At 34.9% G+C, this 16,436-nt stretch carries 18 protein-coding genes; 8 read left to right on the top strand and 10 right to left on the bottom strand.

Features of this window, described 5'->3' with window-relative positions:
* The 3 genes from AAGD99_RS04375 to AAGD99_RS04365 all read left to right on the top strand — a co-directional run bounded on the left by AAGD99_RS04375 (position 1) and on the right by AAGD99_RS04365 (position 3,027).
* Complete coding sequence (locus AAGD99_RS04375; RefSeq protein WP_341822695.1) at positions 1 to 1,329, top strand: hypothetical protein; 1,329 nt, start codon at positions 1 to 3, stop codon at positions 1,327 to 1,329.
* A gap of 114 nt (positions 1,330 to 1,443) precedes the next feature.
* Entirely contained in the window at positions 1,444 to 2,424 is a 981-nt protein-coding gene (gene mraY, locus AAGD99_RS04370; protein WP_341822694.1) for a phospho-N-acetylmuramoyl-pentapeptide-transferase, read from the top strand.
* A 6-nt stretch (positions 2,425 to 2,430) separates the two neighbouring features.
* Positions 2,431 to 3,027 carry a ribonuclease HII gene (locus AAGD99_RS04365; RefSeq protein ID WP_010082329.1) on the top strand — a complete coding sequence of 199 codons (597 nt, stop codon included), beginning with the start codon at positions 2,431 to 2,433 and terminating at the stop codon, positions 3,025 to 3,027.
* A gap of 14 nt (positions 3,028 to 3,041) precedes the next feature.
* On the opposite strand, the gene virB9 is transcribed toward AAGD99_RS04365, so the two are convergent.
* The 3 genes from virB9 to AAGD99_RS04350 form a co-directional block, all read right to left on the bottom strand.
* Positions 3,042 to 3,827, bottom strand: coding sequence for a P-type conjugative transfer protein VirB9 (virB9, locus tag AAGD99_RS04360; RefSeq protein ID WP_253309562.1), 786 nt, complete (start codon positions 3,825 to 3,827; stop codon positions 3,042 to 3,044).
* Between the two features lie 187 nt (positions 3,828 to 4,014).
* Entirely contained in the window at positions 4,015 to 4,470 is a 456-nt protein-coding gene (gene mlaD, locus AAGD99_RS04355; protein ID WP_182184055.1) for an outer membrane lipid asymmetry maintenance protein MlaD, read from the bottom strand.
* A 2-nt stretch (positions 4,471 to 4,472) separates the two neighbouring features.
* Positions 4,473 to 4,787, bottom strand: coding sequence for an NADH-ubiquinone oxidoreductase subunit NDUFA12 family protein (locus tag AAGD99_RS04350; RefSeq protein WP_064125427.1), 315 nt, complete (start codon positions 4,785 to 4,787; stop codon positions 4,473 to 4,475).
* Between the two features lie 64 nt (positions 4,788 to 4,851).
* Here AAGD99_RS04350 and AAGD99_RS04345 point away from each other — a divergent pair, with 64 nt between their 5' ends.
* The 3 genes from AAGD99_RS04345 to purF are packed head-to-tail and all read left to right on the top strand — an operon-like array spanning position 4,852 to position 8,878.
* Entirely contained in the window at positions 4,852 to 6,318 is a 1,467-nt protein-coding gene (locus tag AAGD99_RS04345; protein ID WP_341822693.1) for a proton-conducting transporter membrane subunit, read from the top strand.
* 45 nt (positions 6,319 to 6,363) lie between these two features.
* Positions 6,364 to 7,467 (top strand): rod shape-determining protein RodA, encoded by a 1,104-nt coding sequence (rodA, locus tag AAGD99_RS04340; protein WP_341822692.1) that lies wholly within the window; start codon positions 6,364 to 6,366, stop codon positions 7,465 to 7,467.
* A 25-nt stretch (positions 7,468 to 7,492) separates the two neighbouring features.
* Positions 7,493 to 8,878 carry an amidophosphoribosyltransferase gene (purF, locus tag AAGD99_RS04335; RefSeq protein ID WP_341822691.1) on the top strand — a complete coding sequence of 462 codons (1,386 nt, stop codon included), beginning with the start codon at positions 7,493 to 7,495 and terminating at the stop codon, positions 8,876 to 8,878.
* Between the two features lie 19 nt (positions 8,879 to 8,897).
* On the opposite strand, the gene AAGD99_RS04330 is transcribed toward purF, so the two are convergent.
* The 6 genes from AAGD99_RS04330 to smpB form a co-directional block, all read right to left on the bottom strand.
* The gene (locus AAGD99_RS04330; protein WP_264731736.1) at positions 8,898 to 9,407 is read right to left on the bottom strand and encodes a DNA-3-methyladenine glycosylase; all 510 of its coding nucleotides are present in this window, start codon (positions 9,405 to 9,407) and stop codon (positions 8,898 to 8,900) included.
* A 56-nt stretch (positions 9,408 to 9,463) separates the two neighbouring features.
* Positions 9,464 to 10,264, bottom strand: a complete 801-nt coding sequence (locus AAGD99_RS04325; RefSeq protein ID WP_341822690.1) for a hypothetical protein — start codon at positions 10,262 to 10,264, stop codon at positions 9,464 to 9,466.
* A 291-nt stretch (positions 10,265 to 10,555) separates the two neighbouring features.
* A complete protein-coding gene (gene ruvB / locus AAGD99_RS04320; protein ID WP_341822689.1) occupies positions 10,556 to 11,536 on the bottom strand; it encodes a Holliday junction branch migration DNA helicase RuvB in 981 nt (326 codons plus the stop codon).
* The gene (ruvA, locus tag AAGD99_RS04315; protein WP_341822687.1) at positions 11,533 to 12,105 is read right to left on the bottom strand and encodes a Holliday junction branch migration protein RuvA; all 573 of its coding nucleotides are present in this window, start codon (positions 12,103 to 12,105) and stop codon (positions 11,533 to 11,535) included. Before ruvA ends, ruvB begins: the two co-directional genes overlap by 4 nt.
* A 1,057-nt stretch (positions 12,106 to 13,162) precedes the next feature.
* Complete coding sequence (lgt, locus tag AAGD99_RS04310; RefSeq protein WP_341822686.1) at positions 13,163 to 13,954, bottom strand: prolipoprotein diacylglyceryl transferase; 792 nt, start codon at positions 13,952 to 13,954, stop codon at positions 13,163 to 13,165.
* Positions 13,955 to 13,960: 6 nt separating this feature from the next.
* Positions 13,961 to 14,410 (bottom strand): SsrA-binding protein SmpB, encoded by a 450-nt coding sequence (gene smpB, locus AAGD99_RS04305; protein WP_253309571.1) that lies wholly within the window; start codon positions 14,408 to 14,410, stop codon positions 13,961 to 13,963.
* Positions 14,411 to 14,508: 98 nt separating this feature from the next.
* On the opposite strand from smpB, the gene AAGD99_RS04300 reads away from it, so the two are divergent.
* Positions 14,509 to 15,030: a Na+/H+ antiporter subunit E gene (locus tag AAGD99_RS04300; RefSeq protein ID WP_253302098.1), complete on the top strand. Its 522-nt coding sequence runs from the start codon at positions 14,509 to 14,511 to the stop codon at positions 15,028 to 15,030.
* On the opposite strand, the gene AAGD99_RS04295 is transcribed toward AAGD99_RS04300, so the two are convergent.
* The gene (locus AAGD99_RS04295) at positions 15,023 to 15,439 is read right to left on the bottom strand and encodes a hypothetical protein (protein WP_253309572.1); all 417 of its coding nucleotides are present in this window, start codon (positions 15,437 to 15,439) and stop codon (positions 15,023 to 15,025) included. The genes AAGD99_RS04300 and AAGD99_RS04295 overlap by 8 nt on opposite strands.
* A 430-nt stretch (positions 15,440 to 15,869) precedes the next feature.
* On the opposite strand from AAGD99_RS04295, the gene purN reads away from it, so the two are divergent.
* Positions 15,870 to 16,436 (top strand): phosphoribosylglycinamide formyltransferase, encoded by a 567-nt coding sequence (gene purN, locus AAGD99_RS04290; protein ID WP_187297655.1) that lies wholly within the window; start codon positions 15,870 to 15,872, stop codon positions 16,434 to 16,436.

Genomic DNA, 16,436 nt, shown 5'->3' with positions numbered 1-16,436 from the left:
ATGGGAAATACATTTAGAATAGATAATAAAGATCCGCTCTATAAGAAGCTGATTAAACTTCCTACTGCATATTACAGGTTAGAGATTAATAACAACAAGTATACTATTCGTTCACACATTGGTACGGCTGAGTTGGGTGATACTATTAGTGATTTAAAGTTACAGAAGCTGGGTGATAAAATAGTTTTATATAAGGGAAAATCACCTCTGAAAGTGAAAAATAAAGATGGTGAAGAAGAGAATCTTATTATACAGCAAGAAGATATCATAAGTGCAAACAGGGACAATATTATAGAAAAGCTTAGATCAAAACCAATAGAGATTTCGCTTTACCACATAGAAGATATTCCATATTTTGGTGCCAAATTACCCATTTCTAGACACAGTACAACAACTGAAGTACTAAACTTCATCAATTTTAATGATGAAAATGATCCAGTACTACAGAAGATCAAAGGAGAAAATGGTGGACTTTATTTTACAATAGAAGGTGATTATATCTATATATCAGACAAAAATGGAAAGTGTCTTTCAGTGTGTAAAGATGTTGGTTGCTATAAATATCAATACACAAAAGATAAATGTGATGTATTAACAATAAGTGATGTATCAACAATAATAGGCAATTTAACCGAGACTAACAACGAAAAGCAGAAATTCACTTTGCAAAAAGGGGAAGAGTTATCGGATAACATCTATGAAGCAAATGTTGCCTTGAATGATAAGCCCATAGCTACTTTACCAAAAATAGGTTACTACATGCTCGATGATCAATTGGTCATGCGTAATCATGTTACGAAAGAGGAGGTAATTGTCCCAAGGGATTTTCACTATTTAAAAGTTATTAAATCTAATAATGATGATTATAAATTAACGTTTTGTAATTTTTTAGGTAATGAATTCTTTGAATATAAAAAATACGATCCACAGTATTCGAACGTTTCAGATGAATATAAATTCATAAGTTTGAGTTGTATGAAAGAAAAACGTAACCTAAATCTTGGTGAGTTACTTAGCCATCGGCCATCGTTTTTTATTACAGAAGGAATTGCTGAACCAGATTCTCTAGGTAACCATCAAGCTGTAGTGTTCGAAGTAATAAATAGTGGAAAGGGTGAAAAAAAGGCTACATTGACTGATGAATTTGGTTATTTTGATAAAAATAATAAGTTTCACTATTATGATTATCATAAAAAAACGGAATATGATACTTATGATTCTTCTGAGATTAATCTAAAAGAAATGTATAAATGGACAGATAAAAATAGCGAATTTTGTTTTGCAGAAGATAACAATATAATTCTTCACACCATTCCAGAGTTATTGTAATTATACGCACCAAGTTAGGAAAAAATGAAGTAAAAGAGGAATAGGCTATAGGATGACAGAAGTTGGCTTTATTAGCTATAGGTGGTATGATACTTAGTCAATTTAAGTAAGCAGATGATCTTAGCTACAAAAGTATTTTTTACCTCATTTGTTTTTGGGTTTATTCTTTTTCCCTATTTTATAAAGCTTCTAAAAAAAATAAGTAAAGATGGGCAACCAATTAGATCATGTGGACCAGAAAGTCATTTAATAACAAAAAAGAATGTACCACCTATGGGCGGAATAATAATACTGATTTCTTCTTTATTACCAATTTTACTCTGGGCTCAGTTAACACTAGAAATTTTGCTGCTGATATTGATAACTCTATTTTTTGCTCTACTTGGATTTATTGATGATTATTTAAAATTGAAGATAAATCACTATCGAGGTTTAAGTGCAAAAACCAAAATACTTATTCAGTTTATTGTAACTCTGGTTAGTATGTCTATACTTAAGCTATACTCTGCTGAAGGTTTTACAAAAACGTCTCTATTTAAAGGAGTAATAATCGACTTTGGCTATCTATATGTTCCGTTTGCTGCGTTTGTAATTGTCGGCTCTGCTAATGCTGTGAATCTCACAGATGGTTTGGATGGCCTTGCTGCAACTCAAGTCATCACTTCCTTTGCTTTTTTGGGGCTAATTGCATATATAACTCAAGCAGATATGAATATTACTTTATTCTGCATTGCATTTATAGGAGCTATTTTAAGTTTCTTGTGGTTTAACACACATCCAGCAAAAATATTTATGGGTGATGTTGGAAGCCTGTCAATTGGTGCAGCTTTAGGGTTAACTAGCGTTTTAATGAAGAGAGAAATGCTTTTTGCCGTTATTGGAATAATCTTTGTAATAGAGACTCTATCTGTGATTATTCAGATATCATATTTTAAATATACAAAGTTTAAATATGGAGAAGGAAAAAGAGTTTTTCTTATGGCACCAATACATCATCACTTTGAGAAGAAGGGATGGTCAGAAAATGTAATCGTTATGAAATTTTGGATAATTTCTATTATCTGTTCAGTTTTTACTATAACTTTCTTATTATAAAAACCTATGAAATACCCAGACTTTACATTAGAAAATAAATTATCAGGAGTGATAGCAGGAGTGGATGAAGTTGGAAGAGGTCCGCTAGCTGGTCCAGTAATATCCGCAGCCGTAGTGTTTATTGATAGAAATACAATTATTGATGGAATCAACGACTCGAAAAAGTTGACTCCTCAATGTAGGCAAGTCCTATATGAAAAAATAACATCCGTTGCAAAATTTGGTATAGGAATGGCAAGCGTAGAAGAAATAAATTCATACAATATCTTGCAAGCAACAAAACTTTCAATGAAACGTGCGTTGATAGACCTGGACCTAGAATTAGATTATGTGCTAGTTGATGGTAATCAACCACCTGAAGTGAAATGGCAAGTGAAATCCATAGTAAATGGTGATAATTTGAGTACATCAATTGCAGCAGCTTCAATCGTTGCAAAAGTTACGAGAGATCGGCTTATGCAAGAATTGCACAATAAGCATCCTGAATATAATTGGTATAAAAATAAAGGATATGGGACAAAAGAGCACCTTAACGCTATTGGCCTTTATGGAATTACAGAACATCATAGAAAAAACTTTGCACCCATATCTCGGGCATTATAGCCTTTAGATAGTAATCACTTACCTTTTTTGAAAGGCATGTTTTCATTAAATAGGCAAACTGTACTTGATCCATTCCTTAAGGTAAACACTGAACTCACCCTTTCGATTATCAGGTAGTTGTCAGCTGTACGGAAGTTTACTAAAGACTCATACCCTGCAGAATCAACCATAAAAACTGCCGGGAAATCAGAGTTTATTTTATTGAATTGTAGATATGTAAATTTTCCGTCATCAAAAACCTTAATTGGTATTATTGACTGACTGCCTTTAACGTGCGAGATGGAATAATTAAAATTTAAGCCCTTCTTTACAACTTCAATGTCGTTTATATCAGGAATAATGGTATGACTAGCTTGTTCGAAGATATCGCCGTTATTTGTTGTGTAAATCTCATCACTGCTAAATAATGGATAAAGAAACCTTACTTCATATGCTAATTTTGGATCATCTAGTCCAGTTGCTTCTTCAGCATGAAGTTCAAAGTAATAAACTCTTTTATTGGTAATTATAGTTGCGTTAGTATCGGCAATATCATCTATAGGCTTAATAAACAATCTGTTACCTTGAGGAAGGAGTTGCCAACCAGTTGAATCACCCATTGAAAGGTTTTGTATTACCTCCCCTGGTTCAAACAATATGCTGGATTGATAACCATAAAAACCCGTATACTTATGTATAGCTTGTGGGTTATAATTTATTACCTTTATGTGATTATCTCCAGCTATTGAACGTGGCTCCTGTTTTGCAAGTGCATCACTACCACAAAAAAACAACAGTACGGCAAACAGTAAACCAATCATAATATCAAAATAAATTAATCTTCATTTTATCATTGATAGACATGCACTGCAACTGTTAAGCTGTACTATAAACCCCAATTATAGGTTAGCAAGGGGTAGAAAAGACAAGAAATAAGGCAAACTCCTTAAATACTTTAGAACTACAGGAGGCTTCACCTGAACGGATATACTTGGAATCCTGCCATTTTTACTTCGTAAACATACCAAGAATTCTGTCCATTATTCCACCCATATTTGCTTCAGCTTGAGTATACTCTATTTTACCACCGTGCAAGATTAGTTTAATATCTGATCCAGGTGATATATTAACAAATTTACTGCCAACAACTCCACTGCTAGTGATCAGAGCTGAGCTATCAACTGGCAACTTTATATCTCTGCTTACGCACATATCGATTCGTGCTATGTAGGTAGCTTTGTCAAGTGACACACCAGTTATGCTTCCAACGTCCACACCAGAGATCTTGACACTATCACCAACTCCTATACCGTTAGCGTTAGCAAAAAGACCATATATTTTATAGCAATCCTTATAGTTTTTCTTTATGTAAGATAGCTTATCAATAGCAAAGAAAATCAGAAAAATAGTGAAAACCAATACAAATAATCCAGCGGTTATTTCAAGTATATTTGACCTTCGCATCTTTAGTTATCAGGACTCCAGCTTTTATAGTAATTTTTCACTTTTTGGTTTGGATAGTATGCATCTTTTGTACCCGTTAAATTAGGAGTATGTTTTACTTTTCTTTTTTTATTATTAACTGGTACTACATTATCAGTATAGTGAAGCCATATATGCCATTCCGGAGGCACTGTTGTAGGCTCAGAAACACTGCTATACATAATCCACCTTTTCCCTTTACTTGATTCATAGTAAGAATTTCCATTTTCATCTCTTCCTACAAATTTATCTTCTCTTCGTAATAGGCGTTTTATTGCGTTACAAATTTTAGATAACATAAGAGTATTAAAACAAAAAGTATTATATATACTAATACTTTAACGATATATTAACAACAATTTAATGCAATTACCAATTTTACAAGTTATTATACCAATAATTGCATCAATGTTTTGCTTTCTTACCAAGAAACACAAGGTATCTTGGTTTATTTCTTTTATTGCAACAACAATCACTCTTATCATTTCATCAATACTACTCATAAAAACATATAGAGGCGAGATTATAACTTATCACCTTGGAAATTGGGCTCCTCCGCATGGAATAGAGTTAAGAATCGACGTGTTAAACTCCTTGATTCTAACTTTGGTGAATTTTATAGCGCTGATTAGCGTGCTTTATAGCTTTTATATTAACGAAAAAGAAATTAGCAAAAACAAAATCACTGGTTTTTACTCTCTATTTCTACTGTGCTTAAGCGGACTGCTCGGGATTCTAGTAACAAACGACATATTCAATCTTTATGTTTTTTTGGAAATTTCATCTCTTTCTTCTTATGTATTAGTTTCAATGGGAAGGGATAAAAAAGCCTTGGTTGCAGCATTTGAATATCTAATTAGTGGCACTATAGGGGCAACGTTTTACTTGTTTGGTGTTGGGCTTTTGTACTCCATGACAGGAACGCTCAATATGTCTGACATGGCTGAAAGAATAGTTCCATTATACGATAACAACATCATAAAACTTGGCACATTGTTCATTTTTGTTGGTCTCTCAATTAAAATGGCACTGTTTCCATTAAGCAGGTGGCTGATTAATGCATATAGTGAGGCGCCAAGTTTCATTAGCATATTCTTTTCAGGCACAGTGACAAAAGTGATGATATATGTTTTCATTAGGATCTTCTATACTGTTTTCCATCAGAATTTCTTCTTATTTAAACCATCACTAAGCAACGTGATAATTATCCTCGCACTTTGCGCTGTTATATTTGGGTCAATATCTGCAATAACTGCAAAAGATATAAGAAGACTGCTTGCTAATTCTAGTGTCAGCCAAATTGGTTATATAATTTTAGCACTGAGTTTTAACTCAAAAACAGGTGTATTTGCAGCAATTCTTCACATAGTAAACCACAGCATAATAAAAACATCTTTATTCATGGCTGCAGGATGTATTTCTTACAAATTTGATACAACAAAAATAGAGAATTTATCGGGACTCAAGAAATCAATGCCTTATACAGCACTTGCGTTTACTCTACTTAGTTTAGCATTAGTCGGTGTGCCGCTAACAAATGGCTTTGTAAGCAAATGGTATATAATGAAAGCAGTTATAGAATCTCGCGCGTGGATTTCCCTGATAGCTTTTGCTGCCGGTTCTTTTCTTGCACTAATATACATGTGGAAGATGGTAGAGAAAATGTATTTTGAAAATAGTGCAGCATCAAGCGCTGGAATGACACCGGACAAAATTAATGATGTGCCATTTCCTATGCTTTTCTGTCTATTGTTTATGGCAGCTTTAACAATAGTAACTGGAATATATAGCACTCCAATTCGGTTAGTAGTTGAGAAGTTGGTTTTTTGATTTTTATCTTTGTTTCATATTTTACTATACTTTAAGGTTATAAGTGTGGATAGGCTGAAGAAGATTCATTGGTTATTAGTCATTAACGTGATAGTGCTGTTTTGCGTTGGCATTGCTGTTCAATACTCTTCTGCTGGAGGAAAGTGGGTACCATTTGCAATTCACCAAATAGTCATATTTTCCTTCTTTTTCCTACTCGCTATAGCTATGTCATTCATAGAGCTAGATTTTTATTTGAAGCACGCCTACTTTTTTTATATAGCAGCAGCGATTTCGCTATTAGCAGTAAATTTTTTTGGCTCGCACATAATGGGTGCGACGAGGTGGATAAGAATTGGGTCAATTAGTTTGCAACCATCAGAATTTGCAAAAGTAGGCTTAATACTTGCGCTTGCTCGTTATTTTGATAAGCAAAGTGTGTATAAAATGATGGAATTTAAAAGATTGCTTAAGGCGGTAATAATTATTTTCTTGCCTGTATTCTTGGTGTTAAAGCAACCTAATTTAGGCACATCTGTGATAATGTTGTTTATAGGAGCATCAATTATATTCACAGCAGTAATAAAAAGAGCTCATTTAGTAATTTGTGGGACGCTTGGCATTTTTGCAGTACCGGCTATTTGGCCTTTTTTACGTCCTTATCACAAGCAAAGGATATTGTCGTTTTTGGATTCATCAGTGGATCCACTTGGAATAGGTTATAATGCGCAGCAATCTCAGATAGCTATTGGTTCAGGAGGTTTGCTTGGTAAGGGCTTTGTTAACGGAAGTCAAACTCAACTTGGATTTTTGCCGGAGAAACGTACGGATTTTGCTTTTGCAGTGCTGAGTGAGGAGTGGGGCTTTTTAGGTAGCATGGCTTTAATTTTGCTTTATACCTCATTACTTGGCATAATTTTCTCTATCGCTTATAGGTCGAAAAATTATTTTTCTAAGTTAGTATCTATCGGGATTTTTGCTTTTTTTGGCGCTCATTTTTTTATAAACATTGGAATGTCAATAGGCCTCTTGCCTGTGATAGGCGATCCACTGCCATTTCTTTCCTATGGAGGAAGTACAACTGCTGCAAGCTTGATATGCATAGGATTATTGCTGGCAATAAAAGCAGATGAACAACAAAATGCTTGTATTTCACCTATGCTAAAGTAAAATTAAACTTTACTTAATAGTTTTTATGCTAGATGAAATGCGTGAGGAATGTGGAGTATTTGGTATAAGCTGCAATAACGATGCTGCATTTAACTCTATACTTGCTCTCCACGCTTTGCAGCATAGAGGTCAAGAGTCTTTTGGCGTAGTAACCAGTAACAACGATAAGCTGCACTCTTATCACTTTCAAGGTCAAGTGAGCAGCGTATTTGATGATATAGATGAAATAAAGAAATCCTTACCTGGAGATTGTGCAATAGGTCACGTTCGATACTCAACAAGTGGTAGTAAATTTGGAGTGCAGCCCATGCTTGGCAAAAGTGGCAAATTTGGGGATTTTACCATAGCACATAATGGTAATTTAATTAATATTTCTCCGATACGCGAACAATTAATTAAACAAGAGTGCGTTTTTCAGTCAGATATTGATACAGAAGTAGTAGTGCATCTGACAGCAAGCGGTGAAAAAGATAGCTTTTTAGAGAGTTTTATATATGCATTAAAGCAAATACAAGGTGCTTATTCTTTTGTGGCAATCAATCAAGAAGTAGTTATTGGAGTACGTGATCCATCTGGAATCAGGCCTCTTGTTTTAGGAAAGTTAAACGGTTCTTACGTTCTTGCATCTGAAACTTGTGCTCTTGATATAATAAATGCAGAGTTTGTTAGAGAAATAGAACCAGGCGAATTAGTTACCATCAGTTCGGATAGTAAGCTAGCCTCAATGTTTCCTTTCCCACAGCAAAAATCAAGTTTTTGTATTTTTGAATACGTTTACTTTTCGAGACCAGACAGCATAATGGAGAATAGGTCCATATATGATATAAGAAAAGAAATAGGGAGAATACTTGCAGAAGAGAGCCCACCAAAAAACAATGTAAATATGGTTGTACCAATACCTGATTCTGGAATACCTGCAGCTATTGGATATGCAAAGCATTCAGGATTACCTATGGAACTGGGGATAATTCGTAATCATTACATAGGAAGAACTTTTATACAACCAACCGCTGAAGTACGTAAAGTTAGAATAAAATTAAAATTCAATGCTAATAAGCACACTTTGAAAGGTAAAAACATAATTTTAATAGATGATAGTATAGTGCGTGGTAGTACGCTCAGAAATATAATAGTTATGCTAAAGGATGCAGGAGTAAAAGAGATTCACCTCAAAATTTCAAGCCCACCAATTAAGCATTCTTGTTTTTATGGAATAGATACGCCAGAGTGCAAAGATTTAATTGCTGCAAATAAATCTGTAGAGGAAATTAAGGAAGTTATAGGAGTAGATAGCCTAGCCTTCTTGAGTATTGATGGACTATATCAGGCTGTTAAAGGAGAGGTGCGTAACAATGCTACACCACAATATTGCGATGCTTGTTTCACTGGTGATTATCCGATTGGCAAATAGTCTACGCAAGATCTTAAGTTTAGAAAATCTTAAACCGCCAAAATTTCTCTTGGCCTTTACTAATTCCGATTCTCGGAGTGCACACATAATCCGGGTTGAGGTGAGATTCATAAATACAAAATTTGTGGCTTATAGTAAGGTCCAGTTTATTGTGTTCTTTTGTAATGTTTAATCTTTTGCACAATATTCCTGGTCCGCCTAAGTTTGCTTCAAGCGGTTCAATGAGCTTTAATCCCCGTATTAACACTGCTGCTGGGAACCCTTCTGCTTCTGTTACAATATTTAAACAGTAATACATTCCATATATAAAATACACGTATGAAAACCCCGGCATACCAAACATTACTGAGGTTCGGTTAGTATAGCCTCTTGCCGCGTGACAAGCTGGGTCATTCATTCCTATATAGGCTTCAACTTCGGTTATTATTCCACTAAAGTTAGAAAATTTGAGGACTTTTCCCAATAACTCTCCAGCTACAGTTAAGGTCGGCCGCTCGTAGAAATTTCTTGGTAGTATTATGTTGCTCATTATAAGAGTATAAGTTACTTGCAAATGCAAGCAACTTATACTGAATTTTCACTACTTTACCTATTTTGAGCAGCAGAAGCTTGATGCTTTTGTGGTGCGCCGCTCAAGTCTTCTACATTTGTTGAAGGCTGCTCCAAAAATTTTACTTCTTCAGAGCTTTGTTGTAATTGTGTTTGTTGCAATTGTGATGCTAATGCTTCATGTAAAGACTTTGGTTCACGTCTCTTGCCTACTTTTACTTCTTTGTTTGCACGTAACTGTTCTTCAGTAACACCGTTGCTTTCAAGGAGCTTTACACCATTCTTATCGTCAATATTAATTTTAATTTTACATTCTTTTCCATCAACATACCACTTTAAAGTCATTTCATATAATCCACTAATTATTTCATAAACTCTTTCCCCTTTATCATTAATATAGCAACATGCCCCTCTCTTTTTTTCCTGATTAGAATGACAAAATGTAATTGTTTTTACATTGTACTTTTTACATATATTACCACTCAGAAGTTTAGCTATATCTACTCCTTCTTTACTAACATTCAACACAACTCTCACGGAAGGGTAAACAACATTCCCTTCCCTTTTGCCTTCTTTTATCATTATGGACCCTATGGTATTATTTTTCATACCTTCAGATATCTCTGATTTAATTTGGTCAGCAATTTTGCCTACAATCTCTTTGCCGTGATACTGAGATTCTCCTTTCTTTGGAGAAAAAGGTTTTTGGTTTGTGGTATTGGTAGAAGGGTTGTTCTGTAATGCAAAGAACTTATTCCATTCTTCATCGCTTTCTAACTCGACATATTTACGCTTATTCTTGTCTGGTGTTGATTTAGGTATATCCTGAGTGCTCAAATCGCTAGGAAGTCCTTTTGTTTTATCAGAATTACCGCTCTCCTTTGCTTTATTACTTAGAAGGGTAAGATGCTCTTCTGGCTTTTTCTTATCCGGTTTTAAGTTGTATCATCAGAAAGAAGTCCCTCCACCATAGGCACATAAGGAGTTTTAACTTTATCCTCATTGTGGAAAAATAGAATAGTTTTTAGGAATTCTTTAACCTTACCTAACATATACCCTCCATTATTCTTAATATATAAATGCTAGCATATAGATACCACGCCAATTAGTCAATATAAATTATGATGTTTAATGTTGAAAGCTCAAATATTCCTTTGCTTGATCGGTTAGAACGCGCCCTCTTGGTGTGCGCTTTACAAAACTAATTTTGATTAAATAAGGTTCTACTGTTTCTTCAATATTGCCAACATCCTCGGATAGCGCAATAGATATAGTGTCAATTCCAACAGGTCCTGAGGTGTTGAATAAAAATCTTAGATAATGCATATCAAGTTTATTGAGTCCCATTTTGTCTACACCCAATTTTAGCAATACAGAATCAGCGACTTCATAAGTGATTTTTTTATCATCTTTCACTTCAACAAAATCCCTTATTCTTCTGAGTAACCTCAAAGCAATTCTTGGAGTGCCACGTGCACGGCAGGCAATTTCCCGTGCTGCATTTTCTTCAATTTCAGTAGAAAGAACTCTTGCGCCTCTTTTTATAATATTAACCAGTTCTTCAAAAGAATAAAACTCAAGATGCAAGGGAATGCCAAAACGATCTCTGAGTGGCGCAGAAAGTAATCCAAGCCGTGTAGTTGCTCCGATTAACGTAAATGGTGGTAGATCTATCCTTAAAGTGCGAGTAGATGGACCTTCACCTACTAATATGTCCAAGCAAAAATCTTCCATAGCAGTATATAAAACTTCTTCGATGCTGCGATTTAATCTATGGATTTCGTCGATAAATAGAACATCTTTTGCATTTAAAGTGGTAAGCACTGCAGCCAAGTCCCCAGCTTTACTAAGCAAAGGACCAGAAGTTGCGCGGAAGCTGACCCTTAATTCTTTAGAAACAATTTGTGCTAAAGTTGTTTTGCCAAGTCCTGGGGGACCATACAATAAAACGTGATCTAAGGCTTCAGTTCTTGTCTGTGCAGCATTTATAAACACTTTTAAATTTTGTATTAAGTCTTTTTGCCCGACAAAATCATCAAGTTGCTCAGGCCTGATGTTGATATTGCGCGCATCTTCAGTATATTCTTTATCGCACGATATTGATTTCATAATGTTTTAAGCGCCATGCGAATAATATCCTTGGTGTCCAGATTTGACGATTCGTCTTGTATTTTTTTTATCGTATCATAAGCTTTCATTTTTTCATACCCAAGATTGATCAATGCTGAAAGGGCATCTTCATTGATTGGATGAAAATTATTGTTATTTATTTCTAATTTACTCACTTTGCCACTTAATTCAGTGATGATTCGATTTATGAGTTTCAGGCCAAGTCCGCTCATCTTGAGTGCTACTTTATCTTCATTCATAATTGCCAGAAACAGCTGTTCTGGAGTTAATTTACTCAAAATTGACATTGCAGTTTTGTAGCTAACACCGCTTACTTTAACAAGCAACCTCAAGCACTGCTGTTCTTCTTTGCTTATAAAACCATATAGCTGAGCGACATTTTCTCTGTTATTTGCATAGGTTTCGATAAGTAATTTAACTCTACTTCCGATGGAACATGCATTTAAAGTTTTGGCTGAGAGATACACCATATAGCCAACATCATTCACATTCAGGATTATGTGATCACTGCGCACTTCATCAACTATTCCGCTTAGATTTCCTATCATTTTTAGCACTGTATAGGGTTCAGTTTAAATACTCCTGGATCTTAGGTCAAGCAAACGAACATTATAACAGAGAGCCAAGTAGCTCATAGAAACGAAAAACTTCCTTGACACATTTTGCCAACATTTGCCGCTTCAAGTCTGTCTGCTATGACTTTTATATACTGATAATCATTATACTCACACCCCGGTACCACCGTTTGAAAGCACAGTTCAATGAATTTTAGAAAGTTTATTTTGTCCATGATATAATGTTGAAACCAGCGCGTGACGCTGGGATGACAAAAAAAGGAGCACTGGAATGACAAGGCTATAGGTTGCAAGCGAGACGTCATACCGTGATTTATTCACGGTATCTCTTGGCATAGATCCCGCTAACAAGTAGCGGGATGACGAATTGCTTAATTGTCATACCGCCGCAGACCGTCATACCGCCGCAGTATCTCATCCGCTAACAAGAGATCCCGCTAACAAGTAGCGGGATGACGATTGTCAGGGTGTCATCCCAGTGCTCCTATAATGTCATCCCAGTGCGTGACACTGGGATCTCATTTCACTCTATAATAGTATCATTCCAGTGCTCCTTTCTTGTCATCCCAGTACTGATTAGCTATAAAATTTAAGAAGATATTTAAGAAATTTACCAAACGAAAAAAAAGGCAAAAGAAGCCCCGTGGTGCGAGTTTTGACTCTATATTACTGTAAGTGGCGCTGTAATAATGTGCTAACGCTTAAAATAAGCGCGATTTGGCTGAATGTAGAAAAAATAAAAAAGACATGCAGCCGCTATAATTTTATGTAATCCGCCAATAAATACCCTGAGTTTTTTACTGAATTTTGTCATTGAGCCTGCAGGTCAAAAACAAGTTTTGAGTCATAAACACCCTTACTGTCATAATAAGGGGGCTGGCGGAGTTTGTCAAGCAAGTTTTATGGCCTAGCGTCACACGCTGGAATGACACCGGATCTCACATTCATTCTACTGCAACGCAGAAAATTCGTACAATTGTGTATGATGTAGGGTTTCTGGCTACATTTTTCTATTAAACTCACCTTTCCTCTATGTAACAGATTTCGTATTAAATTTTAAATTTAATGCGCCTAGATATACAAGCATTCCTAGCAAAACCATAGGTATAGAAAGCAACTGCCCCATAGTTAAATCAAGCCACAAATAGCCAATTTGATAGTCTGGTTCGCGAAAAAACTCAACGAAAAAACGTGCTATTCCATACCACATAACTGCAATACCAGTTAACGCTCCGTGATACAGTCTTATTCTAGTCAAGAAAAACAGTGAATTTGCAACTGCAAAAAGTAGCAGTCCTTCAAAAAGTGCCTCATAAAGCTGGCTTGGATGACGCAGCAAATTATCACCACTTTCTGGAAATACCATACCCCATGGCATAGTTGTAACTCTGCCAAATAACTCTCCGTTTATAAAATTGCCTATGCGACCTAAAAATAAACCTATGGAAACTCCGCAAGAAACTAGGTCCAGTGCATAAAATATAGGAATGTTATGTCTTTTACACGAAATTATTACTGCAAGCAAAACTCCTATAGCACCACCATGAAATGACATTCCTCCTTCCCAGGTCTTCAATATCTCGATAGGGTTGCTTATATAAAGAACTGGATCATATATCAATACGTAGCCAAGTCTACCTCCAAGGATAATGCCTATAATAGTGGCTGTTAATAACGAATCGTAAAAATTCTTAGTAAATATTTTTTGGTCGTCTAGCTTGTGTAAATACCAATATGCAGACACTATACCCAAAACGTAAGCTAAGGAATACCAATATATAGAAACAGGACCGATGCTGAAAATTACTGGATTTAAAGACATATTTTGCTATAAATTATTCTTAGACAATCTACTTTTTTCACGATCCCACTCTCTCTGTTTTATGGTTGCTCTCTTATCGTAGAGTTTTTTTCCTTTTACAATGGCAATTTTAGTTTTTGCAAATCCTTTATCATTAAAATAGATCGAAAGCGGCACAACAGTTATCCCAGCGGTTTTGATTTGACCAATTAGTTTGTTTATCTCTTTTTTATGTAAAAGCAGTTTACGTTCCCTTTTTGGTTTATGATTTTTTCGGTTTGCAGCTTTATATTCTGCAATATGCATATTGTGCAGCCATATTTCGCTATTCTTTTCGATAACGTAGGCGTCGGAAATATTTACTTTTCTTTCTCTTAGCGATTTAACTTCACTGCTTAATAAGACCATACCCGCTTCAAATTCTTCTAAGATGAAATATTCAAACCTTGCTTTCCTATTTTCTGCAATAACTTCCATATCTAAAGATATCTTTAAGCTTCAATATATTACAGAGTTTTTGACTTAATTCATAATATATCTTTCCTTAAAAAATCATTTAAGTTATACTGCAAACCATGAACCTTAGGCAAAAAATCAAGTTTTTTTCTCTATCATTTGTAATTTTATTTTCTCTATGGACTGTATTGTCTGGTTATTTTGAGCCATTTTTTATTTTTTGTGGAGTGTTTTCCTCTATATTCACATTATTTATCTTTAGAAGGTTGATAAACGCTGAAAGAGCTCTTAGCCAGATTTTAAATGGTACGAGTAGACTGTCGTTTTATAAGTTAGTAAGTTATATACCATGGTTAATGTACCAAATCATTTTATCAAGTGTTTATGTAACAAAAAAGGTGCTACGACTCAAATCTAAGCTTGAGCCAATCATTATCCTAAGAAAATGCAAAGGGCATAATGATGAAAGCATTGCGTTATTTGCCAATTCGGTTACAATCACTCCTGGAACTTTAACTATCAATGTTGAAAGTAAGCAGAAAACATATTTCTCTACCATGTATCTGATAGATAAAGATCTTGAAAGCGGCATTTCTGAAATAGAAAATAAAATCTTAAAAATACTACGTTCAGTTAAGTAATTGCTTTAAATAAGTTAACAGCATCCTTATATTCCCTTACAAGACTTTCAAGCATCTCTTTTGGAAGGCTATTGTTAACAATAGAACATAAATAATTATGTAAATCTTCTAACCTTAGTATGTTATTTCTCTTCTTGCTGTTGAATTTATACGGAAAAATACCTTCCATAACTTCAATAGTAGTAGCCTTGTTTAAAAATACATTTTCACTTGTCACGCTTATTCTTGCTAAAACAGTGTTAATTTCAGGTTCGTCATTTGTATAAAAATCTGATAGCTGAGTTATTCTAATAACGTATAAAGTTACTATTTTTGATAAGCAATTATCAGCATATTCACAATTTTTTATTACCTCCCACTGAGTAACCTGGGATTTACCTATTTTTGCATTGTTCGGTAATTTACTCATTCAACTTTCTCCATTTAATCCAGTAGATAGATTATACTAATACTTTGTTAAATAAATGATAACGCAATCATAAAAATATATATTCATAATGGCATGTTATGTAAAATAGTACGATATCCAGACATTAAAGTTGATTTAGGCTGGTTTATATTGGGCACCTCTTATTTCTGCGTTACCTAAGCAAGCTAAGCTGTAAAATGACAGTTGGACATCAGCTCATAACAGGAGCACTCTGAAATATAGCTAACCCAAGAAAAGTTTTCCCACGTCATACCGCCGCGGTATCTCAACATAGATTCCGCTAACGAGTAGCGGAATGACGAATTTGTTGTTTTTCAAATCGTTGGTAAACCTAAGTCACTTTAGGTATAGATTTACTTTTTGAGTTATTTTGTTAACATTAATTATTACACCAAATCAATTGCACAAAATGAAAAAGGTGAAACTTGGGATACTAATTTCAGGCAGGGGATCAAATATGCAGGCCTTGATAGAGGCATGTCAAAATCGTAATTTTCCTGCAGAAGTTGTGTGCGCTATCACAAATAATAGCGAAGCTGCTGGCCTAAAAATAGCAGAACAAGCAGGAGTGCCAGCGTTTATTGTTAGAGATAAACCACTTGATGCTGATAAAATTCACGAAATATTTGTTCAACATAAGGTTGATTTAATTTGCCTTGCAGGGTTTATGAGAATCCTGCAAGCTAATTTTCTCAGTAAATGGAATAACAAGGTGATAAATATTCATCCCTCTCTACTTCCGTCCTTTAAGGGCCTAAATGCTCAAGAGCAAGCTCTAAAAGCAGGAGTAAAAATCGCAGGCTGTACTGTACATTACGTCACTCCTGAAATTGATGCTGGAGCCATAATTGCTCAAGTTGCTGTGCCAGTGTTACCAGCTGATGATATTCAAAGCCTCTCAGAACGCATTCTAGCTGAGGAGCATAAGTGTTATGTAGAAGCAGTAAGATCAATAGCAGAAAATATTAATTATTGA

Origin of the sequence: Wolbachia endosymbiont (group A) of Clivina fossor (genome assembly GCF_964026865.1) — a bacterium.
In the GTDB taxonomy this organism is placed as follows: Bacteria; Pseudomonadota; Alphaproteobacteria; order Rickettsiales; family Anaplasmataceae; genus Wolbachia.
This window is presented reverse-complemented; position numbering and strand designations above follow the sequence as displayed.

What these genes read in the sequence shown, in the direction of transcription:
- AAGD99_RS04375 (WP_341822695.1), top strand. Translation starts at nt 1, where the DNA reads ATGGGAAATACATTTAGAATAGATAATAAAGATCCGCTCTATAAGAAG.
- mraY (WP_341822694.1), top strand. Translation starts at nt 1,444, where the DNA reads ATGATCTTAGCTACAAAAGTATTTTTTACCTCATTTGTTTTTGGGTTT.
- AAGD99_RS04365 (WP_010082329.1), top strand. Translation starts at nt 2,431, where the DNA reads ATGAAATACCCAGACTTTACATTAGAAAATAAATTATCAGGAGTGATA.
- virB9 (WP_253309562.1), bottom strand. Translation starts at nt 3,827, where the DNA reads ATGATTGGTTTACTGTTTGCCGTACTGTTGTTTTTTTGTGGTAGTGAT.
- mlaD (WP_182184055.1), bottom strand. Translation starts at nt 4,470, where the DNA reads ATGCGAAGGTCAAATATACTTGAAATAACCGCTGGATTATTTGTATTG.
- AAGD99_RS04350 (WP_064125427.1), bottom strand. Translation starts at nt 4,787, where the DNA reads ATGTTATCTAAAATTTGTAACGCAATAAAACGCCTATTACGAAGAGAA.
- AAGD99_RS04345 (WP_341822693.1), top strand. Translation starts at nt 4,852, where the DNA reads ATGCAATTACCAATTTTACAAGTTATTATACCAATAATTGCATCAATG.
- purF (WP_341822691.1), top strand. Translation starts at nt 7,493, where the DNA reads ATGCTAGATGAAATGCGTGAGGAATGTGGAGTATTTGGTATAAGCTGC.
- AAGD99_RS04330 (WP_264731736.1), bottom strand. Translation starts at nt 9,407, where the DNA reads ATGAGCAACATAATACTACCAAGAAATTTCTACGAGCGGCCGACCTTA.
- ruvB (WP_341822689.1), bottom strand. Translation starts at nt 11,536, where the DNA reads ATGAAATCAATATCGTGCGATAAAGAATATACTGAAGATGCGCGCAAT.
- ruvA (WP_341822687.1), bottom strand. Translation starts at nt 12,105, where the DNA reads ATGATAGGAAATCTAAGCGGAATAGTTGATGAAGTGCGCAGTGATCAC.
- lgt (WP_341822686.1), bottom strand. Translation starts at nt 13,954, where the DNA reads ATGTCTTTAAATCCAGTAATTTTCAGCATCGGTCCTGTTTCTATATAT.
- smpB (WP_253309571.1), bottom strand. Translation starts at nt 14,410, where the DNA reads ATGGAAGTTATTGCAGAAAATAGGAAAGCAAGGTTTGAATATTTCATC.
- AAGD99_RS04300 (WP_253302098.1), top strand. Translation starts at nt 14,509, where the DNA reads ATGAACCTTAGGCAAAAAATCAAGTTTTTTTCTCTATCATTTGTAATT.
- AAGD99_RS04295 (WP_253309572.1), bottom strand. Translation starts at nt 15,439, where the DNA reads ATGAGTAAATTACCGAACAATGCAAAAATAGGTAAATCCCAGGTTACT.
- purN (WP_187297655.1), top strand. Translation starts at nt 15,870, where the DNA reads ATGAAAAAGGTGAAACTTGGGATACTAATTTCAGGCAGGGGATCAAAT.